This window comes from Catalinimonas locisalis (assembly GCF_038039535.1).
Taxonomy (GTDB): domain Bacteria; phylum Bacteroidota; class Bacteroidia; order Cytophagales; family Cyclobacteriaceae; genus Catalinimonas.
The window spans coordinates 41,629-68,298 of the sequence record NZ_JBBPHP010000011.1; the positions used below are offsets into that span (position 1 = coordinate 41,629).

At 44.1% G+C, this 26,670-nt stretch carries 12 protein-coding genes; all 12 read left to right on the plus strand.

Annotation, left to right across the window (positions count from 1 at the left end; genetic code table 11):
- The first annotated feature begins 242 nt into the window (after positions 1-242).
- The 12 genes from WJR50_RS15655 (at position 243) to WJR50_RS15710 (ending at position 26,666) form a co-directional block, all read left to right on the plus strand.
- Positions 243-1,682, plus strand: a complete 1,440-nt coding sequence (locus WJR50_RS15655) for a M20 family metallopeptidase (protein ID WP_341294246.1) — start codon at positions 243-245, stop codon at positions 1,680-1,682.
- 166 nt (positions 1,683-1,848) lie between these two features.
- Positions 1,849-2,442 carry an RNA polymerase sigma factor gene (locus WJR50_RS15660; protein ID WP_341294247.1) on the plus strand — a complete coding sequence of 198 codons (594 nt, stop codon included), beginning with the start codon at positions 1,849-1,851 and terminating at the stop codon, positions 2,440-2,442.
- 107 nt (positions 2,443-2,549) lie between these two features.
- Positions 2,550-3,533, plus strand: coding sequence for a FecR family protein (locus tag WJR50_RS15665; RefSeq protein ID WP_341294248.1), 984 nt, complete (start codon positions 2,550-2,552; stop codon positions 3,531-3,533).
- A 78-nt stretch (positions 3,534-3,611) separates the two neighbouring features.
- Positions 3,612-7,088 (plus strand): SusC/RagA family TonB-linked outer membrane protein, encoded by a 3,477-nt coding sequence (locus tag WJR50_RS15670; protein WP_341294249.1) that lies wholly within the window; start codon positions 3,612-3,614, stop codon positions 7,086-7,088.
- A gap of 27 nt (positions 7,089-7,115) precedes the next feature.
- Positions 7,116-8,741: a RagB/SusD family nutrient uptake outer membrane protein gene (locus tag WJR50_RS15675; RefSeq protein WP_341294250.1), complete on the plus strand. Its 1,626-nt coding sequence runs from the start codon at positions 7,116-7,118 to the stop codon at positions 8,739-8,741.
- A gap of 125 nt (positions 8,742-8,866) precedes the next feature.
- Positions 8,867-10,654, plus strand: a complete 1,788-nt coding sequence (locus WJR50_RS15680) for a hypothetical protein (protein WP_341294251.1) — start codon at positions 8,867-8,869, stop codon at positions 10,652-10,654.
- A gap of 629 nt (positions 10,655-11,283) precedes the next feature.
- Entirely contained in the window at positions 11,284-14,235 is a 2,952-nt protein-coding gene (locus tag WJR50_RS15685) for a SusC/RagA family TonB-linked outer membrane protein (RefSeq protein ID WP_341294252.1), read from the plus strand.
- 14 nt (positions 14,236-14,249) lie between these two features.
- Complete coding sequence (locus WJR50_RS15690; protein ID WP_341294253.1) at positions 14,250-15,776, plus strand: RagB/SusD family nutrient uptake outer membrane protein; 1,527 nt, start codon at positions 14,250-14,252, stop codon at positions 15,774-15,776.
- A gap of 96 nt (positions 15,777-15,872) precedes the next feature.
- Entirely contained in the window at positions 15,873-19,280 is a 3,408-nt protein-coding gene (locus tag WJR50_RS15695) for a VCBS repeat-containing protein (RefSeq protein ID WP_341294254.1), read from the plus strand.
- Positions 19,281-19,288: 8 nt separating this feature from the next.
- On the plus strand, positions 19,289-19,882 hold the full coding sequence (locus WJR50_RS15700; RefSeq protein ID WP_341294255.1) for a hypothetical protein: 594 nt from the start codon (positions 19,289-19,291) through the stop codon (positions 19,880-19,882).
- The gene (locus WJR50_RS15705; protein WP_341294256.1) at positions 19,879-23,310 is read left to right on the plus strand and encodes a VCBS repeat-containing protein; all 3,432 of its coding nucleotides are present in this window, start codon (positions 19,879-19,881) and stop codon (positions 23,308-23,310) included. Before WJR50_RS15700 ends, WJR50_RS15705 begins: the two co-directional genes overlap by 4 nt.
- Entirely contained in the window at positions 23,307-26,666 is a 3,360-nt protein-coding gene (locus WJR50_RS15710; RefSeq protein ID WP_341294257.1) for a VCBS repeat-containing protein, read from the plus strand. Before WJR50_RS15705 ends, WJR50_RS15710 begins: the two co-directional genes overlap by 4 nt.
- The last annotated feature ends 4 nt before the right edge of the window (positions 26,667-26,670 follow it).

Sequence of the window (26,670 nt, forward strand, 5' to 3'; positions counted from 1 at the left end):
TCATTCTATAAAAAAGAGTTGTTAGCCTCTTTTTTCAATCAGTTGTATAGTGAGTAGAAGCCGTAAATATAATGAGGATTTACCAAGTCCGCTTTCTTTGAGGAAGAAAATAACGAAAATTGAGCGTGTATTTACATTTAATTTTTTGATAATTTATTTTTGTAAAATTTAGTTTTAAAATTGAAGATGTTATATATGTCTTTATTACAAAGCTGTTTGAGAGACACGCTAACCTATATATTATGAAAAAGTCATTATTGTTATTTAGCCTGTTATGCATTTGCGTTTCTGCTTTTGCGCAAAAGCAAACTGACCCACAAATGATGCTTGAATATATTGATGAGCAGCAGGAAACCTACGGAGTAATTGCCCGCAAAATCTGGGAATATGCAGAAGTGGGATACCAGGAAGAGAAAAGCTCGGCCCTATTGATGGAGCATTTGCAGGAAGAAGGTTTTGAGATCAACAGTGGCGTAGCTGATATTCCTACCGCTTTTACTGCAAGTTATGGTAGCGGAGAACCGATTATTGCCATTCTGGGAGAATATGATGCGCTGCCGGGTTTGTCACAGGCTGCTGTACCGGAGCGAGAAGTGATGGTAGAAGGCGGAGCCGGACACGGTTGTGGGCATAACCTTTTTGGTTCGGGTTCTGCAGCGGCTGCTGTTGCCATCAAAGAATGGCTTAAGGCTTCAGGAACGCAAGGTACGATTCGCTTCTACGGTACTCCCGCTGAAGAGGGAGGCGCCGGTAAAGTATATATGGTGAGAGCCGGACTTTTTGATGACGTGGATGCCGTCTTGCATTGGCATCCGGGCAGCAGCAATTCAGCGGTAGCAACTTCCTCGCTGGCCAACAAATCTGCCAAATTTCGTTTTCATGGCATTGCCGCCCATGCCGCGTCTTCTCCTGACAAAGCACGCTCAGCATTGGATGGAGTAGAAGCCATGAATGATATGGTTAATCTTTTACGGGAGCATGTGCCTATGGAAACACGTATCCATTATGTGATTACCAGCGGTGGAGAAGCGCCTAATGTTGTACCTGCCTTTGCTGAAGTATATTACTATGTCCGTCACCCCGAAGTAAGGCGAGTTAAAGAAATTTTTGAACGGGTGGTGAAAGCTGCCGAAGGCGCAGCCCTGGGAACCGGTACCGAAATGGATTATGAGATTATCCATGGAATTTATAATGTGCTGCCCAACGAAACACTCTCTACGCTGATGGATAAGAATCTGAGAGCAGTGGGAGGTGTGCAGTATTCGGAGGAAGAAAAAGCCTTTGCTGAGAAATTACAAACTTCGCTGGATGAGCCAGTGCCTTTGTCCAAAGCTGAAGAAGTAGAACCCTTTGAGGTGATAGAAAGAGGAAGGGGAGGCTCTACCGATGTTGGGGATATTAGCTGGGTAGTACCTACCGCCGGTTTGCGAACGGCCTGTTTTGTTCCCGGCACCCCCGGCCATAGCTGGCAGTCTACTGCGGCAGGTGGCACCAGCATAGGAACCAAAGGGCTTATCGTGGCTGCCAAAACTCTTGCCCTGACTGCTTACGATATTTACACTAATCCTGACATTATTAACAAAGCTGATAATGAATTGACCAACCGACAGGGAGAGGATTTTGAATATGAATCATTGGTAGGCGACAGAGAACCTCCTCTGGACTATCGCGGTTCGGAATAACGAATAAGCGCAAGCGTTCAAAGCCTTATCATACGCGCATTGGAGTAAAGTAAGCATGGTAAAAAAAATGTTTTTGATTGATATTGTTTTGTGATTTTTTGAATATTATGAAATAATGTTCAAAATTAGATAGCCAAAACGAATACTGCCTACTTACTTTATTCCAATGCCTGATAAGGAAAATTTTGATGAGAACCTTCTTATACAGCTTCTGCGGCAAGGAGATGAAGATGCATTTGAAATGCTTTATAATAGGTATTGGGAGAAAATGTTAACCCATGCTTATCATCGTACTGGTTCCCTGGAGACCGCCAAAGAACTTACTCAGGAGGTTTTTGCCAATCTCTGGAGAAGAAGAACGCAGCTCAATATCAAATCCAGCTTTGCGGCTTATATCTTTACAGCCTTAAAGTATACGCTGCTTGACCATATCCGTGCACAGGCAGTCAAAGACAAATATGTAGAGGCAATCAAGAAAACAGCATCGGAAACCGACAATTCTACGCTTGACTTCATTGCTTTTGAAGAACTGAGTAAGACGCTAGAAGAAGCAATCAATCAATTGCCGGAAAGGTGCAGGTTAGTCTTCAGGCTCAGCCGGATGGAGCATTATTCCAATCAGGAGATCGCCAAAAAACTACAGATATCTACCAAAACCGTAGAGAACCAGATCACTAAGGCAATAAAAATATTGCGTGCCAATATACAGGAGTTTACCATTTCCGCTGTGTTTCTGTTCATATTTGACCTCTTGGGTTGAACCAAAATTTCCCACTCCAGAAAATATTTTAATTTTTTTTGATGACGCGTAGGGGATAGATATGTCTTATACGGCTATTAGTATAGAGACAACAATCTACATAGTGCATGAGTCAAAAAGATTTGGATAAAATTATCCGTGACTATTTATCCGGAAAACCCTCTCAGGAAGGCGAAAGGCTGTTTAACGCCTGGTTTGATGCTGCTCCTGAGGATAAAGTTTCTCCTCTTGAAGGGTTAAGTAGTGCTGAAAAAGAAAAACTCCGTAAAGAGATTTTTGCCAAAGCCACCGCTGCTAAGTCTGTTCAACTTTCTCCTCTTCAGGAAAAAACGCAATATGTGCAAGGCTCTCGTCCGTGGTACCGCATGGCAGCGGTTTGGGTGGGCATATTGCTGCTTGGTTTTGCCACATTGCTGTATCTCAACTCTCAAAACAATACTACCACTGTGCAAACAGCCTTCGGGGAGGTGAAAACCATTAGCCTGCCCGATGGCTCTGAAGTTACGCTAAATGCCAATTCCAGCCTCAGTTATGCTACTGATTGGGAAGAGAATCCGGTACGTCAGGTATGGCTGGATGGCGAAGCTTATTTCTCGGTGGTACATACCCAGGATGACCGCAAATTTGAAGTGCACGCTTCGCAGATGAATGTGGAAGTTTTGGGCACTGAGTTTAATGTCAATAACCGCCGCGGCGATACGGAAGTAGTTTTGCACTCCGGTAAAGTAAAACTGGCAGTGAACAAAGAAGATACTTCGGAGGAAATATTTATGGAGCCTGGCGAACTGGTTACTTTCTCTGAAAATACCCAAAGCCTTTCAAAGCAAATTGTCAATCCGGAAAACTATTCTACCTGGCGTAACCAGGAACTACTGCTGGACAATACTTCTCTGGCTGAAATCGCTCGTGCACTGGAAGATTATTACGGCTTTGAAGTGGTGATCCCTGATAATGAGCTGAAAGATATCAGCTTAACCGCTACTGCCAAGCTATCCCTGAAAGATACAGAAGTGATATTATCTGCAATCTCTGAGATCTATGGGATAGAGGTAGAGCAGAAGGGTAAGCAAATCATATTTAGCAATCCATAAAAAAATCCTGCCAGCGGTGTGGGGGCACCATTACCGGCAGGATGATAAATAAACGTCTAATCCTAAAACTAAACGATTATGGTAAATTTTGTACAAAAATGTACTAATTATTTGGTGGTCGCGCTGATTTGTTGCTACCAAAGCGGAGCAATGGCTCAGCAGCTTGCCGCTGTAACAGACAGCAGGGAGGTGCATCATAATGAGCCTGCCTCAGAAAAAGTGCAGAACCAGCAGCAACTGAAGCAGGTACTGGAAGAAATAGGTACCCGTTATGAGGTCAATTTTATGTTTGACCAGAAAGTGGTGGAGAAGAAAATTGTGAATAAGTCGGCACTGAACTTTGAGGATTTTGATCAGTTGCTGTCTCATCTTCTGGAACCGCTGGGACTTACCTACAAGAAAATTGATGAAAGCCATTATATCATCAAGGCAGCAGAACGTGAGGAAAAGGCTATTCAAAAAGTTGAAGCCAGAAATAGCATTAATGAAGAAAGGGAGGGAGTGATTAGCCCGGTATTTAGCCTGGGCATGCAGAGTGTTTCTCAGAAAATGATACTGGCTAAAACCATCACTGGTAAGGTAACCGATGAGAATAATGATCCCTTGCCGGGGGTAAGTATTTTGGTTAAAAATACTACCACAGGTACAGTGACCGATATAGAAGGTAATTACCGCCTCAATGTGTCGGATGATGCTACGACACTGGTTTTTTCTTCTGTGGGATACACCACCGAAGAAGTAGCGATTGGTGATCAAAATGTAATCAATGTTTCACTCGTACCTGATATTCAGGCCTTGGGCGAAGTAGTTGTAGTGGGCTACGGAGAAGTAAAGCGTACCGACCTCACCGGCTCAGTAGTGTCTATGGATGCGGAGCAACTGGAAAAAGTGAACAAAGTAGATGCGGTTTCTTCGTTGCAGGGGCAGGTGCCCGGAGTGGTGATTCAGCGAACCGACAACAAACCGGGCAGTGGGGGTTTTAACATCCGTATTCGGGGAGCAAGTACCATCAATACCAATGAGACCGCTGCGCAAGGTGGTTTTAATCCGGGACAGAATCCTCTCTTTATTGTAGATGGCATTTTTGTAGATGATATCTCTTTTCTAAACCCTGCCGATATTGAAAGAATGGATGTGCTGAAAGATGCTTCAGCCACAGCAATTTACGGGTCAAGAGGCAGTAATGGTGTGGTGATTATCAAAACCAAAAGAGGTTCCGAAGGCAAGTTGAGCGTCAGATACAACAACTATGTCGGTGTGAAGCAGGCCTACCATCTTCCCCCAAACTACAACGGGCCTGAGTATGTGGAGTTTCTGAAAGATGTGGTGGTGGGTAATCAGTTTGCCAGCGGCGACCTGGATTATAGGAGAGAAGATGTGGTTTTGTCCGACTATCTGGATGAAGAGGAAATGCAGAATGTTGCCGATGGCGTTAATACCGACTGGGTAGATCTGATATTACAAAATGGTTTTCAGACCAACCATACCGTAGACCTCAGTGGTGGGTCAGAAACAACTGTGTATGGTGTTGGCTTTGGTTACACCAAAGATGAAGGCAATATTGAGGGTGAAGACTTTACCAGATTTAACCTGCGGGGTAACTTCAGCAGTGATCTTGCCGACTGGCTCAACCTGAGTTACAACAATTATGTAACCATGGCTATTCAAAACACCGGTAGCTGGGAAGCTTTTAGAAGTGCATACCGGCTTAAGCCTATCGGTAGACCCTATAATGAAGATGGAACATTAAAATTCTGGCCCACACAAAAAGAAACCCAGATTACCAACCCTCTATTTGACCCCGCCAATATTACCAAAGAAGACAAATACCTACAATATCTGGGTGACATCGCACTGAAGATCACGCCTCTGGAAGGTCTTACGTTCACTACCAAATTCTCTCCAAATATCAAATTTACCCGTTATGGAGAATACAGAGGATTGTATTCCAAAAGTACCAATGGGAATATAGCCAGTAGAAGGGCGCAGGTGAATAACTTTAATTATTTTTCCTATACCTGGGATAACATCGCAAATTATTCGCGATCCTTTGGTAATATCCACAATCTGAATGCTACCCTGGTTTATTCTCAGTACATGGAGAGACGGGAGAGTTACTTCACTCAGGTGCGTAATTTCTCTACCGACGACTACAAGTTTTACAACCTGGATGCTGGTCTGGATATCAATGATTTGTCCAGTGACTTTGCCAAACAGTCCATAGAGTCCTACACTGCCAGAGTCAACTATGGCTTGCTGGATAAATACTTATTTACCCTTACCGGACGCTACGATGGCGCTTCCATACTTTCTGATCAAAACAAATGGGCCTTTTTCCCTTCTGCTGCCTTTGCATGGCGAATTGTAGAGGAAGACTTTATGAGCGATCAGAATATTTTTTCAGAAGCCAAACTGCGATTAAGCTATGGCCAAACCGGAAACAACGGTCAGGGAGGAGGGCTTAGCCCATTAGGCTCTCAGTCACTACTGGTAGCGAGTTCCACCAATTTGGGAGATGCCTCAGTGCAGACATTATATATCAATAGCCTGGCAAATGCAGATCTGACCTGGGAGAGAACTACAGAAGTGAATCTTGGAATTGATTTTGGGTTTTTGAATAACCGTATTTATGGTTCCATAGATGTGTATAATCGGAAAAACACAGATATCATATTCTTCAGACCTTTACCTTCTGTGACCGGATTTGGCGGAACATTTGATAATGTGGGTGAGTCTACCAACAAAGGAATTGAGTTCGGTCTGAATACAGTAAATTTTGATAACAATGCATTCAAATGGACCACCAATTTCAACTTCTCGCTCAACAGAAATACCATAGACAAGCTGTACGGAGGCCTGGATGATATCATGTTTACTGTACAGGGAACCAGCCTGATCAACAGAGTGGGCGAGCCTATCGGTTCAATTTATAATTATGAGCTGGATGGCGTATGGCAGCTGGATGAGGCGGATGAAGCCGCCAAGTACGACCAATTTCCCGGACAGGTCAAAGTAGTAGACCAGAATGATGACGGACAAATTACTCCTGAAGAAGATCGGGTCATTATCGGCAACGTAACTCCGATATGGACGGGGGGCATCACCAGTACCATGAACTACAAGAATTTTGATTTCTCCTTCTTTGTCTATACCAGCCAGGGTAATAAAATCAGGAGTAACTTCCACAATGCTACTTCATTTCCCTGGGACAATGTGCCTTCAAGAGTTTTTAATGGATACAAAATAGACTACTGGACTCCTACTAACCCTACCGACGAATGGTATCAGCCCGGTAATGGCGGTCAGTACCAGGATGTGATCAAATACAGAGATGTGTCATTCACCAAGGTAGGCTACATTACCCTGGGCTATACGCTGCCCGGAACGCTGCTTGACCGATTGAACCTTGGAAGCCTACGCATGTATGCCACAGTGCAGGACCCATTTATCATGACCGATTATGATGGTTGGGACCCTGAAAATGCCGGAAGAAATGACTGGGGCGCAGCCTTTATGTCACGTACTTACATGGCAGGAATCAACCTGAGTTTCTAAAAATTCAGTAAATTAAAAATGAACACAATGAAAATATTCAATCATAAAATCACCAGCTTAATCTTATCTTTCCTCTTTGTCTTAGGGCTTTCTGCCTGTGAAGACTTTCTGGAAGAAGAAAACCGCACTGCACTTTCTCTGGAAACTGCCAGCGAAAACCCTGAGACTTTTGACCAACTGGTAGCATCCGTATACGAACGTGCCCGGGAAACCACCACCAAGTACACAGCAGATATGTACTACACACTGGAAGATCTGGGCACCGATCTCGTCACACGGGGAACTGTGGTTTCAGGCGTAGATCCTATCAACGATTACGTGAACATGAATTCTACCATCTGGGTATTTGATGTATACTGGGACAATCAGTATTCCGTCATTTCAGCAGCCAATGTGGTGCTGGATAATGCTGAGGCCATTCAGGGCGTAGATGAAGAAACCAAAACTACAGGTATGGCTGAGGCCAAATTTTTCAGGGCCTGGTCTTATTTCAATCTGGTTGAAAATTATGGGGGCGTTCCTTTGGTCTTGTATCAGGTGACTACCGCAGAAACAGACTTTTTTCGTGCCTCTGAAGAGGAAGTGTATGCGCAAATTATCACAGACCTGGAAGATGCACTGCAAGGGGTGAGTGAAAATCCTGAAGCGTATGGCAGAGTTTCCAAAGACGCCGTAAGACACCTGATGTCTAAGGTACTGCTTACCCGAGGTTACAAGTCATTTGGAACTTCTGAAGATTTTACCGAAGCAGCTGCTTTGGCAGCAACCATCATTTCAAAGTATCCGCTGGTATCCTCTTTTGAGGAACTGGTAGACGTCGGCAACCAACGGAATCCCGAAGTGGTTTTTGCCTACTTGTTCGGTGGTGATGTGGTGAGCAGAGGATGGGGCAATTCCAGGCACATGATGTACAAATTCCGCTATTTTGATTATCCCGGCATGACCCGTGGCAATCAGTATCAAAAAGGACTAGGCCCGGCCCCTACTCCATTCTTTTTCAAGCTGTTTGAAGAAGGAGATGAAAGAGCTGACGCAACCTATAGAAGAGTAATCTACGCAGAGATAGATTCCGAAGATGGTAGCATTCTGGCCGGAGATACAGCCATTTATTTTCCCAAGACGGCCTGGAGCCAGGAAGCCATAGATGCGGTTCCTTATGCAGTTATTAATCCAGGAACGTACTTTACCAACAATGGGGTCACCGACGTGCATTATCCCATGTTCAGAAAGTTTGACAATCCTGGCGTACCTTTTACCCAACCCGATCAACAGTCAGAAGGCACCAGAGATATGGTGATGATGCGGGCTGGTGAAGCCTACCTGATCGCTGCCGAAGCCAATCTACAATTAGGAAATGTTGCCGAAGCTGCTGACCTTCTGACTACTCTAAGAGCCAGAGCAGGACTTACTACGCCTATAACTGAAAGCGAAGTTGACCTTGATTTTATCCTGGACGAAAGAGCCAGAGAACTGATGGGTGAAGTAAACCGCTGGATGGATTTGAAAAGAACCGGACAGCTTGTGGAGCGTACTTTAGAATACAATCCGCATGCAGCCTTAAACAATGACCTGACAGTAAAAAATTTACTAAGGCCAATTCCACAGTCTGAAATTGACATCAGTGGCTTTACACAAAATCCTGATTATAATTAATTCTCTACGCTTAAAACTCTCGTCTTAACCAAAGGCGAGAGTTTTTTTTAATGCTCACTTTTTGACTTTTGGAATTCTGAAACAAAGTTTAGCTTCAGAAAAAATAATAAAAACCCTCTCTTGTGATGCAAAAAATCACCCGCCACACCTTTCTTAAACAATCCCTTCAGTTAAGCACGCTTGCATTAGCTTTTCCCACGCATGCCTTGCCGATAGCAGATGAATTATCTCCTGCAAAAAATACTACTGACCAAGCGCTCATGAAAAGATTAGTCAAAGCGAATGACAGCCAGCTTGCCCAACTGCTCGCCTCTAAAGATGAGGAGATCAACCGCTATAGCAGAAGGCTGGGTTATGCGTTTGGAATGTTATCCGCAGCTTATAGCAATGAGCAATCCACTTACCATCAGAGCCCTGAAGTATCGGCTTATCTTGAAAAAATCGTTCGCTTTCTGCTACAGGAGCAGCGACCGGATGGCACTATGAATGCAGGTAATCTGGAATCACCTCCTGATACGGCATTTTTGGTAGAACTGCTCTGCGCTGGTACGTCTTTGCTGGTTGAGGAGGATACGAAAGCACTGGAAGAGGTTAAAAGTGGGGTAAAACAGTTTTTACTCAAAGCAGGCGACGCGCTAACGGTAGGCGGTGTACATACGCCCAACCACCGCTGGGTAATCAGTGCTGCGCTGGCTCGCCTTAATGCTTTGTACCCGAATGAAAAGTACGTTAACAGAATCCATGACTGGCTGGGTGAGGGCATATACATTGACAGTGACGGACATTTTCTGGAAAGAAGCCGGAATTATTCGGAAGTCGTAGATCGGGCGCTCATCACCATAAGCCGTTTGCTGGATATACCTTCTCTGCTGGAACCGGTGCGGAAAAATCTGAACATGACCTATTATTACATGGAACCCAATGGCGAACTGGTAACCGTAGATTCTCGGCGGCAGGATCAGTACTCCTCTAAAAGTATGGTTGCCTATTACCTGCATTACCGCTACCTGGCCATACGAGATCAAAACCATGAGTATGCCGGAATATGCAGGATCATTGAGCAGTTTGAGGATTTTGGAAATGTCTTAGATCATGCTCTGGTAGATTTTATGGAAGAACCATTGCTGCAGCAGGAGTTACCTAAAAGTACGCCACCGCCCACCGACTTTGAAAAGTTTTTTACCACCTCTCATCTGGCTAGAATCCGCCGGGGAGATAGCAGTACCACTATTTTTGGAGGGGTAGACTGGCCAATGATTATTGCTTCGGGACGTGCCAACAGCCCGAACTTCTTTTCGTTTCGGAAAGGTGATGCAGTCTTGAAATACATGCGTTTATCTTCACAATTTTTTAGCATGGGCTACTTCAGAAGCGAAGGCTTGAAGAAAGAAGGTAATAAGTATGTGCTGCACCAAAAACTGGAAGTGCCCTATTACCAGCCTTTACCGCAGGACAAAAGAAGGCAAAACGGTGATTATGCTCTCACCCCCAGTATTGATGATCGTTTCTGGAACAAGATGTCCTTTGCTGATCGCCCCACCAGCAATATAAAAATGCTGGAAACTACTGTCACTGTAGAAGAAAAAAATGGTAGCAATGAAGTGAGTTTTGAGGTAAACGGACAGGACGAAGTGGCGGTCACTATTGAGCTTTGTTTTGAAGAAGAAGGAGAGTTATCAGGCGTCAGCCGAGCGGAAGATGGAGAGGATAACTTTTTTCTGGAAGAAGGAACAGGAGAATATAAAGCAGGAGACAACAGCATACAGTTTGGGCCAGGTACAGTTGCGCACCGATCCATTCACCGTTTGGAAGGGGAAAAATACAGCTCACATTTCGGAAGCTTAAGAACCGAAGGTAAACATGTTTATCTTACCGGCATTACTCCCTTTAAGCATACCCTCACTTTCCGTTAATTTTTTTGTCAACTCTACCTTTTCCATACGAAGCCTTCTGAGAGCATATTTTAAAAAAGCAGCGGAGAAGATAATGAAGAGAGATTGAATATAAGGATTTTGTTGAAAAATTTTCAATGAAATGGCCTTATAGATATTGCTGATATCAATTCTTTATTAACAAACCAAAATTGAAAAATAAAACTAAATTATCCCGATATTAGGATATGCTTTTCTAATTGAGATAAAATAGTGTAAATATAGGGTAAAATACTGTATGTTTTTCCCGTTACAAATCATCAAATTAGTATCATAGCAATCTGAGAATTTTATGAGATTTGTAATAGGGTGATTTTTGGATTGTAAGCGTAAGCTGTATCGGACTGATACCAGAGTATCCTAGAGGATACATTGAATTCGTAGGGACTACAACAATCTTCCCAGATTATTTCAGTAGTTCAACACACCAGGGACCACGGGCATCAGATTAAAATTAATTCAACAATCTTAAACCATTACCTCCATTATCCTTACAATTTAATACCCCAAAAAAAGGCTACTAAGCCTGTAGCTTTATACACCTGAATATCGCTCTGTCCTAAGCTGAGCGGGTTCATTTATTTTTTATCACAACCTAAAACTATCATGCGATGTCAAAGATTCTACTATTCAATCGTTGGCTCCTTTTCTATCTGCTCAGACAGGTAGTGAGGAAAGGACTATTTATACTTTTACTGCTACCTGTTAGTTTCATATATGCTCAAAATACCAGGACCATTAGTGGACAAGTTACCGCTTTATCAGATGGTTCTGCTTTACCGGGTGTCAATATTCTCATACAAGGTAAAAGTGAAGGAACAGTAACGGATGTGGATGGAAATTATAGTATACAGGTAGCAAGCAGTGACAACACACTGGTATTTTCCTCCATCGGCTATCTTACTGAAGAAGTTGCTATTAATGGAAGAGATGTTATCAACATTACGCTGAGTGAGGACATCAAAAGCCTGAGCGAAGTGGTGGTAATTGGTTACGGTACTGCGGAAAAAAAGGAGATTACCAGTTCGGTCGCCAGTGTGGATGAAAAAGAGTTTAACCGGGGAAACGTCAATGATCCTGCACAGTTGCTTCAGGGAAAAGTAGCCGGCTTATCCATTGCCAAACCAGGTGGCGACCCTAACGCGGGCTTTAATGTACGCCTGAGAGGTTTATCTACTTTTGGTGCCAACTCTCAACCTCTGATAGTAATTGACGGTGTGGTAGGAGGCTCGCTGCAGTCGGTTGACCCTAATGATATTGCATCTATTGAAGTACTTAAAGATGCATCGGCTGCTGCCATTTATGGTACACGGGGTGCTTCAGGTGTGATCATTGTTACCACCAAAAAAGGAGGAATAGAAGGAACTTCGGCTATTGATTATAATGGCTATGTGGCTATAGAAGAAGTAGCAAGGTTTGTACCCAACTCTACTCCCGAGCAATTTATAGAAGCTGGAGGGCAGGACAATGGCTATGAAACCGACTGGCTGGATCTGGTTACGCAGACTGGTGTTTCCAATGTACACAATGTGTCTTTGTCCAATAGCAGTAAGTCTTCCAGCTATCGGGTGTCTGTAAACTACCGTGATGTGGAAGGTATTGCCATAGGCAGTGGTTTTGATCAGCTCAATGGCAGGTTGAATCTTACCCAGAGAGCTATCAATGATCGCCTGAACCTGACAGCCAATATTGGTATCACCAGAAGGAAGGCTGACTTTGTTAATTATGAAGCACTTAGGTTTGCCATTATTGCCGACCCAACGGCTCCTATCTATCTTGAAAATGATCCTACCCTTGGCTACTGGGAACCTTCTACGCCCGAGTATCATAATCCTTACGCGATTTCCAGGGAAGTAACCGATGAGGGAAACTTCAAAACCATACTGGGTAGCCTGAGAGCTGAGTTTGAAGTACTCAGTGGACTAAATCTTAGTGCCTTTTATTCTCAGCAGTACGAAAGTGACATGCGTTCTCAGTATTTTACTTCCAGGATGAGGTTTAACTCCGGTCAGGGAAGAAATGGATTGGCGAATAAATTTTCAGAAGATCGTCTCAACGAGCTTTTTGAACTTACCGGTTCTTTCAAAAGACAAATCGGTAAGCTAGGCCTGAATACGGTAGTAGGTTATTCATGGCAGGAGCTAGGCTACGAAAATTTCAGTGCTGCCAATGGTAATTTTATCACCGACGAATTATTGTACAACAATTTAGGCTTGGGACTGGATATCGCCAATAACCTGGCTTCTATGGGGAGTGCGAGGGAGGAGTCCCGGCTAATCTCCTTTTTTGGACGGGCTATCTTTAACTTTGATGATACCTACTTCCTTACAGCAGCGTACAGACGTGAGGGCTCATCTAAGTTTGGTGCCAATAACCGCTGGGGTGATTTTTACTCCTTCAGTGGTGGTATAGATATTCAGCGTCTGGCCGATTTGCCTATGGAAATGCTTAAGCTTAGAGCGGGTTATGGTATCACGGGTAACATTCCAAATGAAAACTATGAGTATCTTCAACGTTTAGGTCCGGGAGCCAGATTTCTGTACAATGGAGCCTATGTGCCCAGTTTCGGCGTAGCCTCTAACCCTAATCCTGACCTTAAGTGGGAACAAAAAGCAGAAACAAATATAGGTTTGGATTTCGCTTTCATGAATAATCGCCTGAGCGGTTCGTTAGATTATTACATACGAGACACCAAAGATGTATTGCAGTCTATCAGTGTTCCGGTACCACCTAATTTCTTTGGCACTACTCTTAAGAATATTGGAGAACTAAAAAGTAATGGTTTGGAAGTGTTGGTGAATTATCTGGCCTTACAAAGTAATGAAGGGTTTACTTATAATACCGGGGTTACTTTTTCAACTTTCAATACTGAACTGGTAAAGTTAAATGATGAAAATACCCAGTTGTTTTTAGGAAACCTTGGCCCTCCCGGCCTGAATGGAACCCTGGTCATTCGTCTCAAAGAAGGAGAAGAAATCGGGGACATTATGGCACCGATCTTTGAAGGCTTAAATGAAGATGGACAACGCATCATTACAGATCAGAATGAGGATGGTAACATTACCCAAATTGACGATGCTCTAGTAGTAGGAAACGGGCTTCCTGACTTTGAATTGTCATGGAACAACTCCCTTACCTTCGGTAATTTTGACCTCAACTTTGTGATGCGTGGTGCATTCGGGCATAGCCTGGTGAACATCAACCGTGCTTATTATGAATCTCCGGCGGCTTCCAACAACTATAATCCGGTGAGAACCAAGTACTATCTGCCAGAGCTTACTCAGCCAGAATCCTGGAATAGCTATTATGTGGAGAAGGCAGATTTCTTTAAACTGGATAACGCTACACTAGGCTACAATGTGAGCTTGGGAGATGAATCCGTTTTCAAAAACCTGAGATTTTATCTTACCGGACAAAATCTTTTTGTCATTACTGATTACACTGGGGTAGATCCTGAAGTACATTATGATTATGGAGGAAATCAGCTGGCACCTGGCATAGACGATCGTAACTCCTATTTCCGGACCAGGACATACACTTTTGGCCTTAATGTAGGATTCTAAAATAGCAACCACTCATGAAAAATATACTTACAAAAGGGTTAATGTGCATGACAATCATGTTGGGGCTCTCCTGCACAGACCTGGATACAGAACTATATAGTGAACTCACACCCGACGACTTTTTTCAGACAGACGATCAGTTTGTCGCTGCACTTGGTACAGCCTATACTTCATTATATGCTTATGCCGGTGACCCCTGGTCGGTACAGGAGCTGTCAACAGCCACCAGCGCTGCACCTGCCAAATTCGGTCCCTGGGACGATGGAGGCATCTGGGCACGATTGCATCGCCACGAATGGGAGATTACTTTCGGTGCGTTTAATGCATCCTGGAACATGGGTTTTGGAGGTATCTCTACCTGCAATCGTCTGATTGAGCAGCTTCAGGATTTAGCTCCACCTGAGCAGGCTGAGCGCTTTGTAGCAGAGCTGAGAGCACTCAGAGCCTACTACTACTTTCTGATGATAGACATGTTTGGTGACGTGCCTTTCATTACTTCATTCTCTGATGCTGAGCCTAATCCTACACGTACCGCACGGGCCGAGGTGTTCGGTTTCCTTGTAGATGAGTTGAATGAAGTGATTCAGGTCTTGCCAGAAGAAGTAAGTACTGCAACCTACGGAAGAATGAACAAATGGGCAGCCATGGCGCTCTTGACCAAATTGTACCTGAATGCAGAAGTGTATACCGGGACCCCAGAGTGGGAACTGGCTGCTTCTACGGCTCAGGAAATTATTGATGGCGGACAGTTTTCGCTGGAAGTAAATTACTTTGATAATTTTGCCGTGCAGAATAGCGGGTCAAGCGAGAATATTTTTGTCATTCCCTACGAGGCGGGCAATGCCAACGGATTTAGCTTGCACATGCGTACGCTGCACCCTCTTAATGCCCGTACTTACAATTTTTCTACCGGTCCGTGGAATGGTTATACCGCCCTGGAAGAATTTTACAATTCCTTTGAAGATGAAGACGTACGCAAGGATATGTTTATTGTAGGGCAGCAGTATTCTGCTACTGGTGAGCCCCTCCTAGATCCCAACGGAGCGATTGAAGTGGACTCGGAAGGTAATATGGACCCCAGCGGCCCGCCTATTGTTTTTACGCCCTACATCAATGAACTGACTCCTTTTGCCTTTAGTGATGCAGGTGCGCGTATCGGTAAGTTTGAGTTTGAAAGAGGAATCCAGTTGGATATGGACAACGACTTCCCGCTGTTACGCTATGGTGACATTCTCCTGATGAGAGCAGAAGCCTTGTGGAGATTGAATCCATCCAGCGCGGAAGCAGTAGAACTGGTGCGTCAGGTGAGGGAAAGATCAGAGCTGGGTCCAATTGATCCTCTGACAGAAGATGCACTTTTTGAGGAAATTCAGAGAGAAGTAGCCTTTGAAGGACATAGTCGTACCAATATGATTCGTTTTGACCGATTTAATGCTCCCTGGTGGGAAAAGGATGCGTCTGATCCCAACAAAAACTTATTCCCGATACCAGCTGCTCAGTTAAACGGTAATCCAAATCTGGTACAAAATCCAGGGTATTAGTTAGTGTGAAGTAGATAAGTTCAGGCGGGGAGTGAATTAATTTACTCCCTGCTTTTGAAAATTTGTTGGATGATGCAGCGGATACTGAACATATACATGCTTATAAGCTTTGCCAGGAATAAGCCTGCCTGCGCTATTTTTGCTTGGGCATGTCTGTTTTTGGGTGCTTGTGAAAAAGGAGAAGAAAGCACAGAACTTTGTAATCCTGGCGCAGACAAACGATTTACATTGCTTTCTCCAGACCATACCCGCATTGATTTTCGGAATGATCTGAAATATACTGAAGCCTTTAATACCTATACCTATCGCAACTTCTACAATGGAGCGGGAGTAAGCATCGGCGATGTAAACAATGATGGCCTGGCGGATATCTTCTTTTGCGGAAATATGGTGAGCAATCGCCTTTACCTGAATCAGGGTGATTTCAGGTTTGAAGATATTACCGAAACTGCCGGGCTAAAAAGTGAAAAAGTATGGTCAACAGGAGTCAGTATGGTAGATATCAATGGCGATGGCTGGCTGGATATTTATGTGTGCAAATCAGGCAAACCTGAAGGTGAGCAGCGGCATAACGAGCTGTTTATCAACCAGGGGAATAATGAAGATGGCGTACCCACCTTTAAGGAATTGGCCAAAGACTATGGAATAGCGGATTATGGTTTATCCACCCATGCCGCCTTCTTTGACTATGATAAAGATGGTGACCTGGATATGTACCTGCTCAACAATTCCATTCGTTCGGTAGGAGGCTACGATCTGAGAAAAGACCAGCGCGAAATCCGTGATCCATACGGAGGCAACAAACTCTACCGTAACGAGGGGGAAAGCTTTAGTGATGTGAGCGAAGAAGCTGGAATTTATGGCAGTGCCATTGGCTTTGGGCTGGGGGTTACCATCGGGGATGTCAATAAAGATGGCTGGCAGGATATTTTTGTTTCCAACGATTTTTTTGAAAAGGATTACCTCTATCTGAATAATCATGATGGGACTTTTAGTGAAAGCTTGGAAACCATGATAGGAGAAATCAGTCTAGGTTCAATGGGCGCTGATATGGCGGATATCAATAATGATGCTTTTCCCGAAATTTTTGTCACCGAAATGCTGCCTGAAGATGAGGGCAGACTCAAGACCAAAACCATATTTGAAGACTGGAATAAATACCAGGCCAACATCAAGGCTGGTTATCATCGGCAATTTCCCCGCAATGTGCTGCAACTTAACAGAGGTAAAGTTAGCCATGGAAGTAATGCGCAGGTATCCTTCAGTGAAATTTCCCGTATGGCAGGTGTGGATGCTACCGATTGGAGTTGGGGCGCACTGATCGCTGATTTGGATAATGATGGTAACAAAGACATCTATGTTGCCAATGGTATTTACAAAGACCTTACGGATCAGGACTATATCAATTTCTACGCGAATCCGCTCACCATACAAAAGCTGCTGGATGAGAAGGATAAATTCCTGAAACAGATGATTGATAGCATCCCTTCCAAGGCTGTCACTAACTATGCTTTTCAAAATAATGGTGACCTGACATTCAGCAATAAGGCAGCGGACTGGGGGCTGGATTGTCCCAGCTTCTCCAATGGCTCAGCCTATGGTGACCTGGATAATGATGGTGATCTGGACCTGGTGGTGAGCAATGTTAATATGCCTCCCTATGTGTTGAGAAATAATTCAGAGGCTGCTGAAGAAAAAAATCACTTTCTGACTTTCAAACTGGAAGCCAAAGGAAGAAACTCAGCAGGCCTGGGCACACAGATTACGCTAAAAAGTGAGGGGAAAACCTTTTATCAGGAGCTGGCACCCATGCGAGGTTATCAATCCTCTGTAGATCCACGGCTGCACTTTGGACTGGGAAAGATTACAGGCATTGATTCTGTAATCATTCGCTGGCCCGATTTGACAGTGCAGCTACTCAGAAATGTAAAGGCAGATCAGTTACTCACGGTGGTACAGCAGGAGCAAGATCAAACCAGCCAGGCAAAGCTGGCAAGTGTGGTGGAAGAACCTTTACCTGTCTTTCAGGAAGTAACAGAACAGTTTCCTCTGGGTTTTCAGCATCAGAAAACCAGTTTCATAGATTTTGACCGTGACCCATTGCTTTTCCATATGCTTTCCGCAGAAGGCGCAGCCCTTTGCAAAGCAGATGTCAATGGGGATGGTAGAGAGGATGTATTTGTAGGCGGTGGAGTAGGACAGCCCGGAAAATTATACCTTCAGACCGTAGGAGGTCAGTTTAAAAATTTGCCTCAGGATGCTTTTACGCGGCATAATAAAGCGGAAGATAGCGATGCGGTATTTTTTGATGCCGATCATGATGGCGATGTAGACCTGTATGTGTGCAGCGGTGGCAATGAATTTCCTTCCAGTTCTTCCACCCTCAGAGACCGCCTATACCTCAACGATGGGAGAGGAAATTTCAGCTTTTCCGATCAGCTTCTGCCCACTTCACAGTTTGAAAATACTTCAACAGTAGAAGCAGCGGATTTTGATGGCGATGGCGATATAGATTTGTTTGTAGGGGTAAGGGCAAAGCCCTTCCTCTACGGTGTGCCTATGAACGGCTACCTGCTGAGAAATAATGGAAAAGCTGAGTTTGAAGACGTTAGTCTGGAAATCGCTCCCCAATTAAGAGAACTGGGAATGATCACCGATGCCAGATGGCTGGATTACGATAACGATCAGGATATGGATTTGGTGATCGTAGGAGAATGGATGGGCGTAAAGCTTTTTGAAAATGAAGGTGGAACCTTTAAGGAAGTTTCTGAAAGTACAGGCCTGCAAAATACCGAAGGACTTTGGAATAATATTGAAGTAGCGGACATAGACCAGGATGGCGACATGGATTTGGTGGCAGGTAATCATGGGCTCAATTCTAACTTCAAAGCAAGCCTTGAAAAACCGCTCAGCATGTATGTCAATGATTTTGATGGCAACGGAAAGGCTGAGCAGATCATCACCTGTTATAATGGAGAGCAAGCCTATCCTATGGTGACCCGTACCGAACTGGTAGGTCAGCTCCCTTCGCTGAAGAAAAAGTACCTCAAATTTCATGATTACAAAGAGCAAACGATAACAGATATCTTCGGGCAGGAGTTGGTAGATAAATCTGTACATCAGAAGGTAGTGACTACCGAGTCCTCATATTTTATCAATGAAGGAGGAAAGTTTAGCAGAAAAGCCTTACCCCTGGAAGCACAGTTGGCTCCTGTTTATGCGATTGAAATAGATGATTTTGATGGTGATGCATTGGCCGATGTGCTGATCGGAGGTAATTTCCACTGGTCAAAACCGCAGGTTGGGATTTACGATGCCTTACAGGGACTGCTGCTTGAAGGAGATGGTAAAGGAAGTTTTCAGGCTTTACGCGCAGAAGTTTCAGGAGTAAATATTAAAGGAGAGATACGAGCTATAGAGAGTATCAAAGCCGGAAATAGATCTCTTCTTTTGATTTCTAGAAATAATGATTGTATGGTGTTACTTGAAAAAAATAGGCAATAGACCGAAGTATGAAGTGGCTTAAAAAGTACAAATATCTGCTTTTTTTATTAGGCTTTTTTGGTCTGACTGCCTGCCAGGAAAGTCCGGAAGAACGGTATATTGAATTGGAAGAGAAAGAATTAGCCAGTGGCTTGCGCTACGACAGCCTTTTCAGGGGAATATATTTTAACATGTCCAGAGAAGCTTTTAAGGACTACTGCTTCAATCAAAACTTAGAAGGAAAGTTTAAGCAGGGAGGATTGAGGAGTGGCAACTGGGTGGAGTGCAAATTGAAGGATGAACTGAAATACCCTGCTGCCATTAACTTTTTTCCCAAGTTCAAAAATGATGTGATCACGGAAATGGAAGCCGCGATTTACTATGAAAATATTGCCGTGGATGATCAGCGGGGAGAGCTTCTTTTATCCGATGTATTACAACTGCTGGAGAGATGGTATGGAGAAGGTTTTATGAAAATCAACAGCCCCTACTTTTATAAAGATGATGTCTATGTAAAAGTAGACGGAAACCGCCGGATTACGGTATACAAAGATATTAGCAAGCACATGATCAATATTTGGTATGTGGATTTGACAGTGAAAAATAAGGAGGGTGAATCATGAGGAATGCAATCTGGACAATTATTTTTTTGGGCTTATTAGTGACTACTGCCTGCGAGACTGAGGAAGAATCTTCTGCCCAGGAGCATTCTTTGTTTCGTTTGATGAGCGCAGAGGAAACGCACATTGATTTTCAGAATACGGTGGAAAATAGTCGTGAATTTAATATTTATACCTACCGTAATTTCTACAACGGAGGGGGTGTCGCCATAGGAGATGTAAATAATGATGGGCTGCCTGATCTTTATTTTACGGCCAACATGGGTGAAAATAAGCTTTACCTCAATCATGGCGACTTTACATTTGAAGATATCACGCCAAGTGCAGGAGTGGCAGGTAGCAGAGCCTGGTCTACCGGGGTAAGCATGGTTGATATCAATGGCGATGGCCTGCTGGATATTTATGTCTGCAATTCCGGAGATGTGGAAGGGGACGACCGACAGAACGAACTTTTTATCAATCAGGGAAGTGATGCACAGGGTATCCCCAGCTTCACTGAAGAAGCAGAAGCTTATGGGCTGGCCGATATGGGCTATTCAACCCAGGCCGCTTTTTTTGACTATGACAAAGATGGTGACCTGGATGTATATCTGCTCAACAACTCTTTTCGCTCTATCGGCTCTTTCAACCTGAAGGAAAACGAGCGTACCCAGCGTGACCCTATGGGTGGGGATAAATTGTATCAAAATAATGGTGGTCGCTTCTCTGACGTAAGTGAATCAGCCAACATTTATAGTAGCGTAATCGGTTTTGGGCTTGGTATTTTAACCTCCGATCTGGATAAGGATGGCTGGACCGACATCTATGTGTGTAACGACTTTTTTGAGCGTGATTACATCTACATGAATAATGGAGATGGCACCTTCCGCGAAGCATTGCCAGCACAGATGCCTTCCATCAGCATGGCTTCTATGGGAGCGGATGTGGCCGACCTCAGCGGGGATGGCTATCCCGAAATCTTTGTCACCGAGATGCTTCCCCAAAGCGAAGAGAGGCTCAAGACCAGTATGACCTTTGAAAACTGGAATAAGTACCGCTATAATGTCAAGAACGACTATTATCATCAGTATACCCGCAATATGTTGCACCTAAATAATGGTCCTGCAAACACAACTTTAAAACCATTGGCTAAAAAGGATATTTCCTTCAGCGAAATAGGTAGACTGAGTGGCGTAGAGGCTACTGATTGGAGCTGGAGTGCGCTAATGGCCGATCTGGACAATAATGGCTTCAAAGATATTTATATCACCAATGGGATCTATCAGGATATACTCAATCAGGATTACCTGAAATTCATTTCCAGCGATGTGGTGGTCAAAAGTATAGTCACAGAAGAAGGTGTCAACTATAAAAAGTTGATAGACATGATTCCTTCCGAACCTATTGCCAATTTTGTATATGCTGGACAGGAGCAAATGACTTTTGAGGATAGTACCCAGGCCTGGGGACTGCATCAGCCCAGCTTTTCCAACGGCTCCGCTTATGGTGACCTGGACAATGATGGTGACCTGGACCTGGTGGTCAATAATGTGAATATGCCAGCCTTTGTATATCAAAATCAGGCCAATGCATTCTACCCAGAGCATCATTACCTTAAAGTAAAGCTAAAAGGAAAGGACCGGAACACTTTTGCGGTAGGCACCAAAGTCACTGCTTTTGCGGATGACCAAAAATTTTACCTGGAACAGACACCAATGCGGGGTTTTCAGTCCTCAGTGGACTACGGTTTGCATTTCGGTTTAGGAAATATTGATAAGCTAGACTCTTTATTAGTTGAATGGCCTTCCGGCAAAAAAACTTTGCTTCAAAATATCTCGGCTGACCAAAGCATCACAGTAGATGAAATGGAAGCGGAAGCGATCAATATGTTTACAAAGTTTAGCATTCCAACTTCAAATGGAATCTCTTTTTATGACCTCAGTGATAATCTTCCTGATGACTTCTCCCATCAGGAAAATGAGTACAGCGATTTTGATAAAGACGCGCTGCTCTTCCACATGAATTCTACCGAAGGCCCCCGCATGGCGGTAGGAGATGTCAATGGTGATGGCAGAGAGGATGTGTTTATGGGGGGAGCCAAAGACTTTCCTGCCAAACTGTTTTTACAGACCTCCGATGGTAAAATGATCAAAAGCCAGCAAAATATTTGGGAAGAAGATAAGCGACATGAGGATGTGGATGCCCTGTTTTTTGATGCTGACAATGACCATGATCTGGATTTGTATGTGGTGAGTGGTGGAAGTGAGTACTCCATCAGCTCTTCCGCTTTATCGGACAGGCTGTATTTCAACGATGGTAAGGGAAATTTTACCAAGTCCAATCAGCTTTTACCTACTTCACGTTTTGAAAGCACTTCCTGCGTAGCCGCAGCGGATTACGATCAGGATGGAGATCAGGATTTGTTTGTGGGCGTCAGGCTTAGGGACAGACTTTATGGTGTAGCTCAGAACGGCTACCTGCTGGAAAATGATGGTAGCGGAAATTTTGAAAATGTCAATGAAGAAAAAGCTGCCGCCCTGAACAATCTGGGACTGATACGGGACGCGAAGTGGCTGGATTATAACGCCGATGGCTGGACAGACCTGTTGGTGGTTGGTGAATGGATGAGCATACAGCTGTTTGAGAATCAGGAAGGCAGGCTGGAAAATGTTTCTGAAAAAGCTGGGCTGTCAAATCTGGCAGGTTGGTGGAATACGGTTGAAGTGGCTGACCTGGATGCTGATGGCGATATGGATATAGTGGCAGGAAATCATGGCCTGAACTCCCGTTTCAGAGCCAGTGAGGAAAAACCTATTGCCTGCTATATCAATGATTTTGATGGCAATGGTAATGTGGAACAGATTGTCTGCACTTACAATAAAGACTCTCTATACCCGCTGGTACTTCAGCATGACCTGGTGAAACAACTGCCTTCTCTGCGTAAAAAATACCTCAAAAACGAAAGCTATAAACTCCAGCAAATCAACGATATATTCAGTGAGCAGCAGTTGTCATCGGCAATTGTCCATCAGGTGACTACGCTGGAAAGTATGGCGTTGCTGAACCAGGGAGATGGTACATTTGCAGTACAACCTCTCCCCCGAGAGGCGCAGAGTACTCCGATTTATGCCCTGCATATTGAAGATTTGGATCAGGATGGCATAGCAGATATTCTTTTGGGCGGAAATCTGTACGAGGCTAAACCGGAGGTAGGGCGGTATGATGCCAGCTATGGCACTTTCCTGAAAGGCAATGGAGATGGCACTTTTGAAGCAATTTCTAACCGGGCCATCGGACTGAAAGTAGAAGGGCAATTACGGGACATTGCTTCTGTGAAAATGAAGGACACGGAAGTGCTTTTCATGGTGAAAAATAATGCCAAAGTGCAGGCTCTGAAAGTGATTCATCAACAAGAGTCTATTGCGGAAGGACTACAAACTCCCAATCTGTGAGCAGTTTCTTAGCTACCATATTGATCAAAAGCAAGCATGTGCCAGCATGGTTGGCAGGCATTATTCTCATCGCCTGCTTATTTTCTGCCTGTCAGCCGGAACCCAAACTTTTTACGACTTTACCCTCGGAAAAAACAGGCGTGACTTTTATCAATCAGCTGGAAGAAACGGAGGAGATCAACATCAATGAATATCTGTATGCACACAATGGAGGTGGTGTGGCGGTAGGAGATGTCAATCGCGATGGACTGGCAGACCTGTATTTTACGTCTAATCAATTACCTAATAAGCTTTACCTCAACAAAGGAAATTTTGTCTTTGAAGACATAACCGAACAGGCAGATGTAGCCGGTTTATCGGGCTCCAACTACTGGACTACCGGAGTGGTGATGGCAGATGTCAATGCGGATGGATGGCTGGACATCTACGTGTCACAGGTTTCTCAGTATAAATCTTTTCAGGGACACAATCAGCTGTTTATCAACAACGGCGCTACTACCGGCGGAGACCTGACTTTTACGGAGAGTGCAGCGGAGTATAATCTGGATATCACAGGCTATGCCCAGCAGGCTGCTTTTTTTGATTATGATGGCGATGGTGACCTGGATATGTATCAGCTCAGGCATGCGGTGCACAATCCCGATGTATATATCAAAGCGGCTTTGCGCACAAAACGAGACAGCCTCGCCGGAGATCAGTTGTTCAGAAATGATGATGGTGTCTTTCATGATGTGACCGAAGAAGCAGGAATCTATGGTGCTGCACTAGGCTATGGGCTGGCAGTAGGCATTGGTGATCTGGATGATAATGGCTGCCCCGATATTTATGTCTCCAACGACTTTCACGAAAATGATTACGTGTATTACAACAACTGTGATGGTACTTTCAGAGAAGGCATCAAGGGTACACTGGGGCATAGCAGTACATTTTCTATGGGTAGTGATATTGCTGATTTTAACAATGATGAGCTATTAGATATCATTACACTGGACATGAAGCCGGAGGATGAAATCATCAGGAAAAAGTCTGCCGGACCTGATCCCTACGATATTTATGAGTACAAACTGGGCTTTGGCTACTACTATCAATATCCCCGCAATATGCTGCACCTCAACCGGGGAAATCTTTTTGAGAACAATGTGCAGTTTAGTGAGATCGGCCAGCTGGCGGGCATAGATGCTACCGACTGGAGCTGGTCTGCCTTGATGGCTGACCTGGATAATGATGGCTGGAAAGATATTTTCATCACCAACGGTATCTTGCGTCGTCCGATTGACCTGGATTACATCAATTTTACGTACGATGAAAAAATCTCCAACAGCCAATCTGCCCTGGAAAAAGCCCACAGTATGCCTGAAGGAGCTGTGGCAAATTATGCTTATCAGAACAATGGAAATCTAAGCTTTAATAATGTCTCTGCCGATTGGGGTTTGGATGAAGTGGGATATTCTATGGGTGCGGCCTACGCGGATCTGGACAATGATGGCGATCTGGACCTGGTGGTCAATCATCTGAACGCCCTGGCTTCAGTATATCGCAATAATACAGAAAAAGTAAAGCAGCATCATTACATCAAAATAAAACTTAAAGGAGATCAGCAAAACCCATTTGGTGTAGGAGCAAGAGTGGTAGTAGAAGCCAATGGACAAAAGCAAATGCAGGAACTTTATCCGGTCAGGGGCTGGCAATCGTCAGTAGATTATGCGCTGAACTTCGGCTTAGGCGAGATAGAAAACATTGACAAAATCACAGTCATCTGGCCTGATGGAAGTCTGCAGGTGATGGTAAATATTAAGGCAGATCAAAGTCTGGAAATTGAGAAAGAAGCTGCCGCTAAGCATAAAGCAAAACTGGCTTCTACTAAAATTTTCCGTGATATCACAGCACAGTCAGGAGTGTCCTTTAAACATCAGGAGAACCATTATGTGGACTTTAATACCGAAAGACTCCTTCCTCATAAACTATCTACCGAAGGCCCCCGGCTGGCCGTGGCAGATGTTAATGGCGATGGTCTGGAAGATTTTTACATTGGTGGAGCAGCAGGTCAGGCAGGAGAATTATATTTTCAAACAGAAAGAGATTTGGTGCTTTTTGTCAAAAGTAATCATCCTGTGTTTGCCGAAGATCAGGAGAAAGAAGATGTAGACGCGCTTTTCTTTGATGTGGAAGGAGATGGCGATGCAGACCTGTATGTGGTCAGCGGTGGCGGACAGTTTAACGAAAGCATTAACAATGAAGACCGGATGTATCTCAACGATGGGCAGGGTAATTTTACCAAATCCCCACAAATTTTACCCAAACTCAATGGCGCTTGCGTAGTAGCGGCTGATTTTAATAAAGATGGTCATCAGGATTTGTTTGTCGGCAGTCGTTCCGTTGCCGGAGCTTATGGACTTTCGCCTGATAGTGAACTGCTCTGGAATGATGGGCATGGGCGTTTGCTCAAAGATACTTCAGCCTATATAAAGACATTACAAGCTTTGGGCATGGTCACTGATGCAGTCTGGTCGGAAGATAGCCAGGAGCTGGTTGTAGTAGGAGAGTGGATGCCTATCACATTTTTGTTCTTTGGAGAGCATAGCGTTGAAAAAAGAGAGATTCCCAATACTTCAGGGTGGTGGAATACCATTGCGTTAGCTGATTTGAATGCTGATGGTAAGCAGGATTTGCTATGCGGTAATTTGGGCCTCAATACAGAACTCAAAGCCTCAAAAGAAGAGCCTTTGGGTTTGTACGTCAAAGACTTTGACAATAACCTGATGGTAGACCCAATTATCACCTATTATCGGCAGAGCAAAGAGTGGGTGTATGCCGGACTGGATGCCCTGAAAAAGCAGATGCCTCCCATAAGGATTCGTTATAACGACTACGCTTCCTTTGCCAGCCACACTTTTGATCAGGTGTTTTCCGAAGCTTTTATCAGCAATTCGGTGATCAAAAAAGCGCAGATGCTACAGTCAGTGTATCTGCTTAATGAAGGAAGTGGAGAATACAGCATCCATGACTTACCCTTGCCAGCCCAGTTTTCTCCCATCTATGCTTTTCAGACAGGTAATTTTGATCATGACGGATTGCTAGATATCCTGGCAGTGGGTAACTTTGATGGAAACGTGCCCAGCCTGGGCCGTTATGATGCTTCTTATGGAAACTTCCTGAAAGGAGAAGGAGGAGGTGAATTTGAAGCAGTAGAAGCTTGTCACAGTGGATTCGCAGTTTATGGGGAAGCAAGGGATATGCAGCAGGTCAATATTGGCGATCAAAAAATTTTGATCATCAGCAGAAATCATGCGGAGGCCCGTTTTATAGAAGTAGCACAACCTTCAGACATGTATCAAACAGAATTACTAAGACAATAAAAAC

Coding starts and splice junctions, on each gene's coding strand:
- WJR50_RS15690 (WP_341294253.1), top strand. CDS start 14,250: ATGAAAAATATACTTACAAAAGGGTTAATGTGCATGACAATCATGTTG.
- WJR50_RS15670 (WP_341294249.1), top strand. CDS start 3,612: ATGGTAAATTTTGTACAAAAATGTACTAATTATTTGGTGGTCGCGCTG.
- WJR50_RS15700 (WP_341294255.1), top strand. CDS start 19,289: ATGAAGTGGCTTAAAAAGTACAAATATCTGCTTTTTTTATTAGGCTTT.
- WJR50_RS15655 (WP_341294246.1), top strand. CDS start 243: ATGAAAAAGTCATTATTGTTATTTAGCCTGTTATGCATTTGCGTTTCT.
- WJR50_RS15665 (WP_341294248.1), top strand. CDS start 2,550: ATGAGTCAAAAAGATTTGGATAAAATTATCCGTGACTATTTATCCGGA.
- WJR50_RS15695 (WP_341294254.1), top strand. CDS start 15,873: ATGCTTATAAGCTTTGCCAGGAATAAGCCTGCCTGCGCTATTTTTGCT.
- WJR50_RS15685 (WP_341294252.1), top strand. CDS start 11,284: ATGTCAAAGATTCTACTATTCAATCGTTGGCTCCTTTTCTATCTGCTC.
- WJR50_RS15675 (WP_341294250.1), top strand. CDS start 7,116: ATGAAAATATTCAATCATAAAATCACCAGCTTAATCTTATCTTTCCTC.
- WJR50_RS15705 (WP_341294256.1), top strand. CDS start 19,879: ATGAGGAATGCAATCTGGACAATTATTTTTTTGGGCTTATTAGTGACT.
- WJR50_RS15680 (WP_341294251.1), top strand. CDS start 8,867: ATGCAAAAAATCACCCGCCACACCTTTCTTAAACAATCCCTTCAGTTA.
- WJR50_RS15660 (WP_341294247.1), top strand. CDS start 1,849: ATGCCTGATAAGGAAAATTTTGATGAGAACCTTCTTATACAGCTTCTG.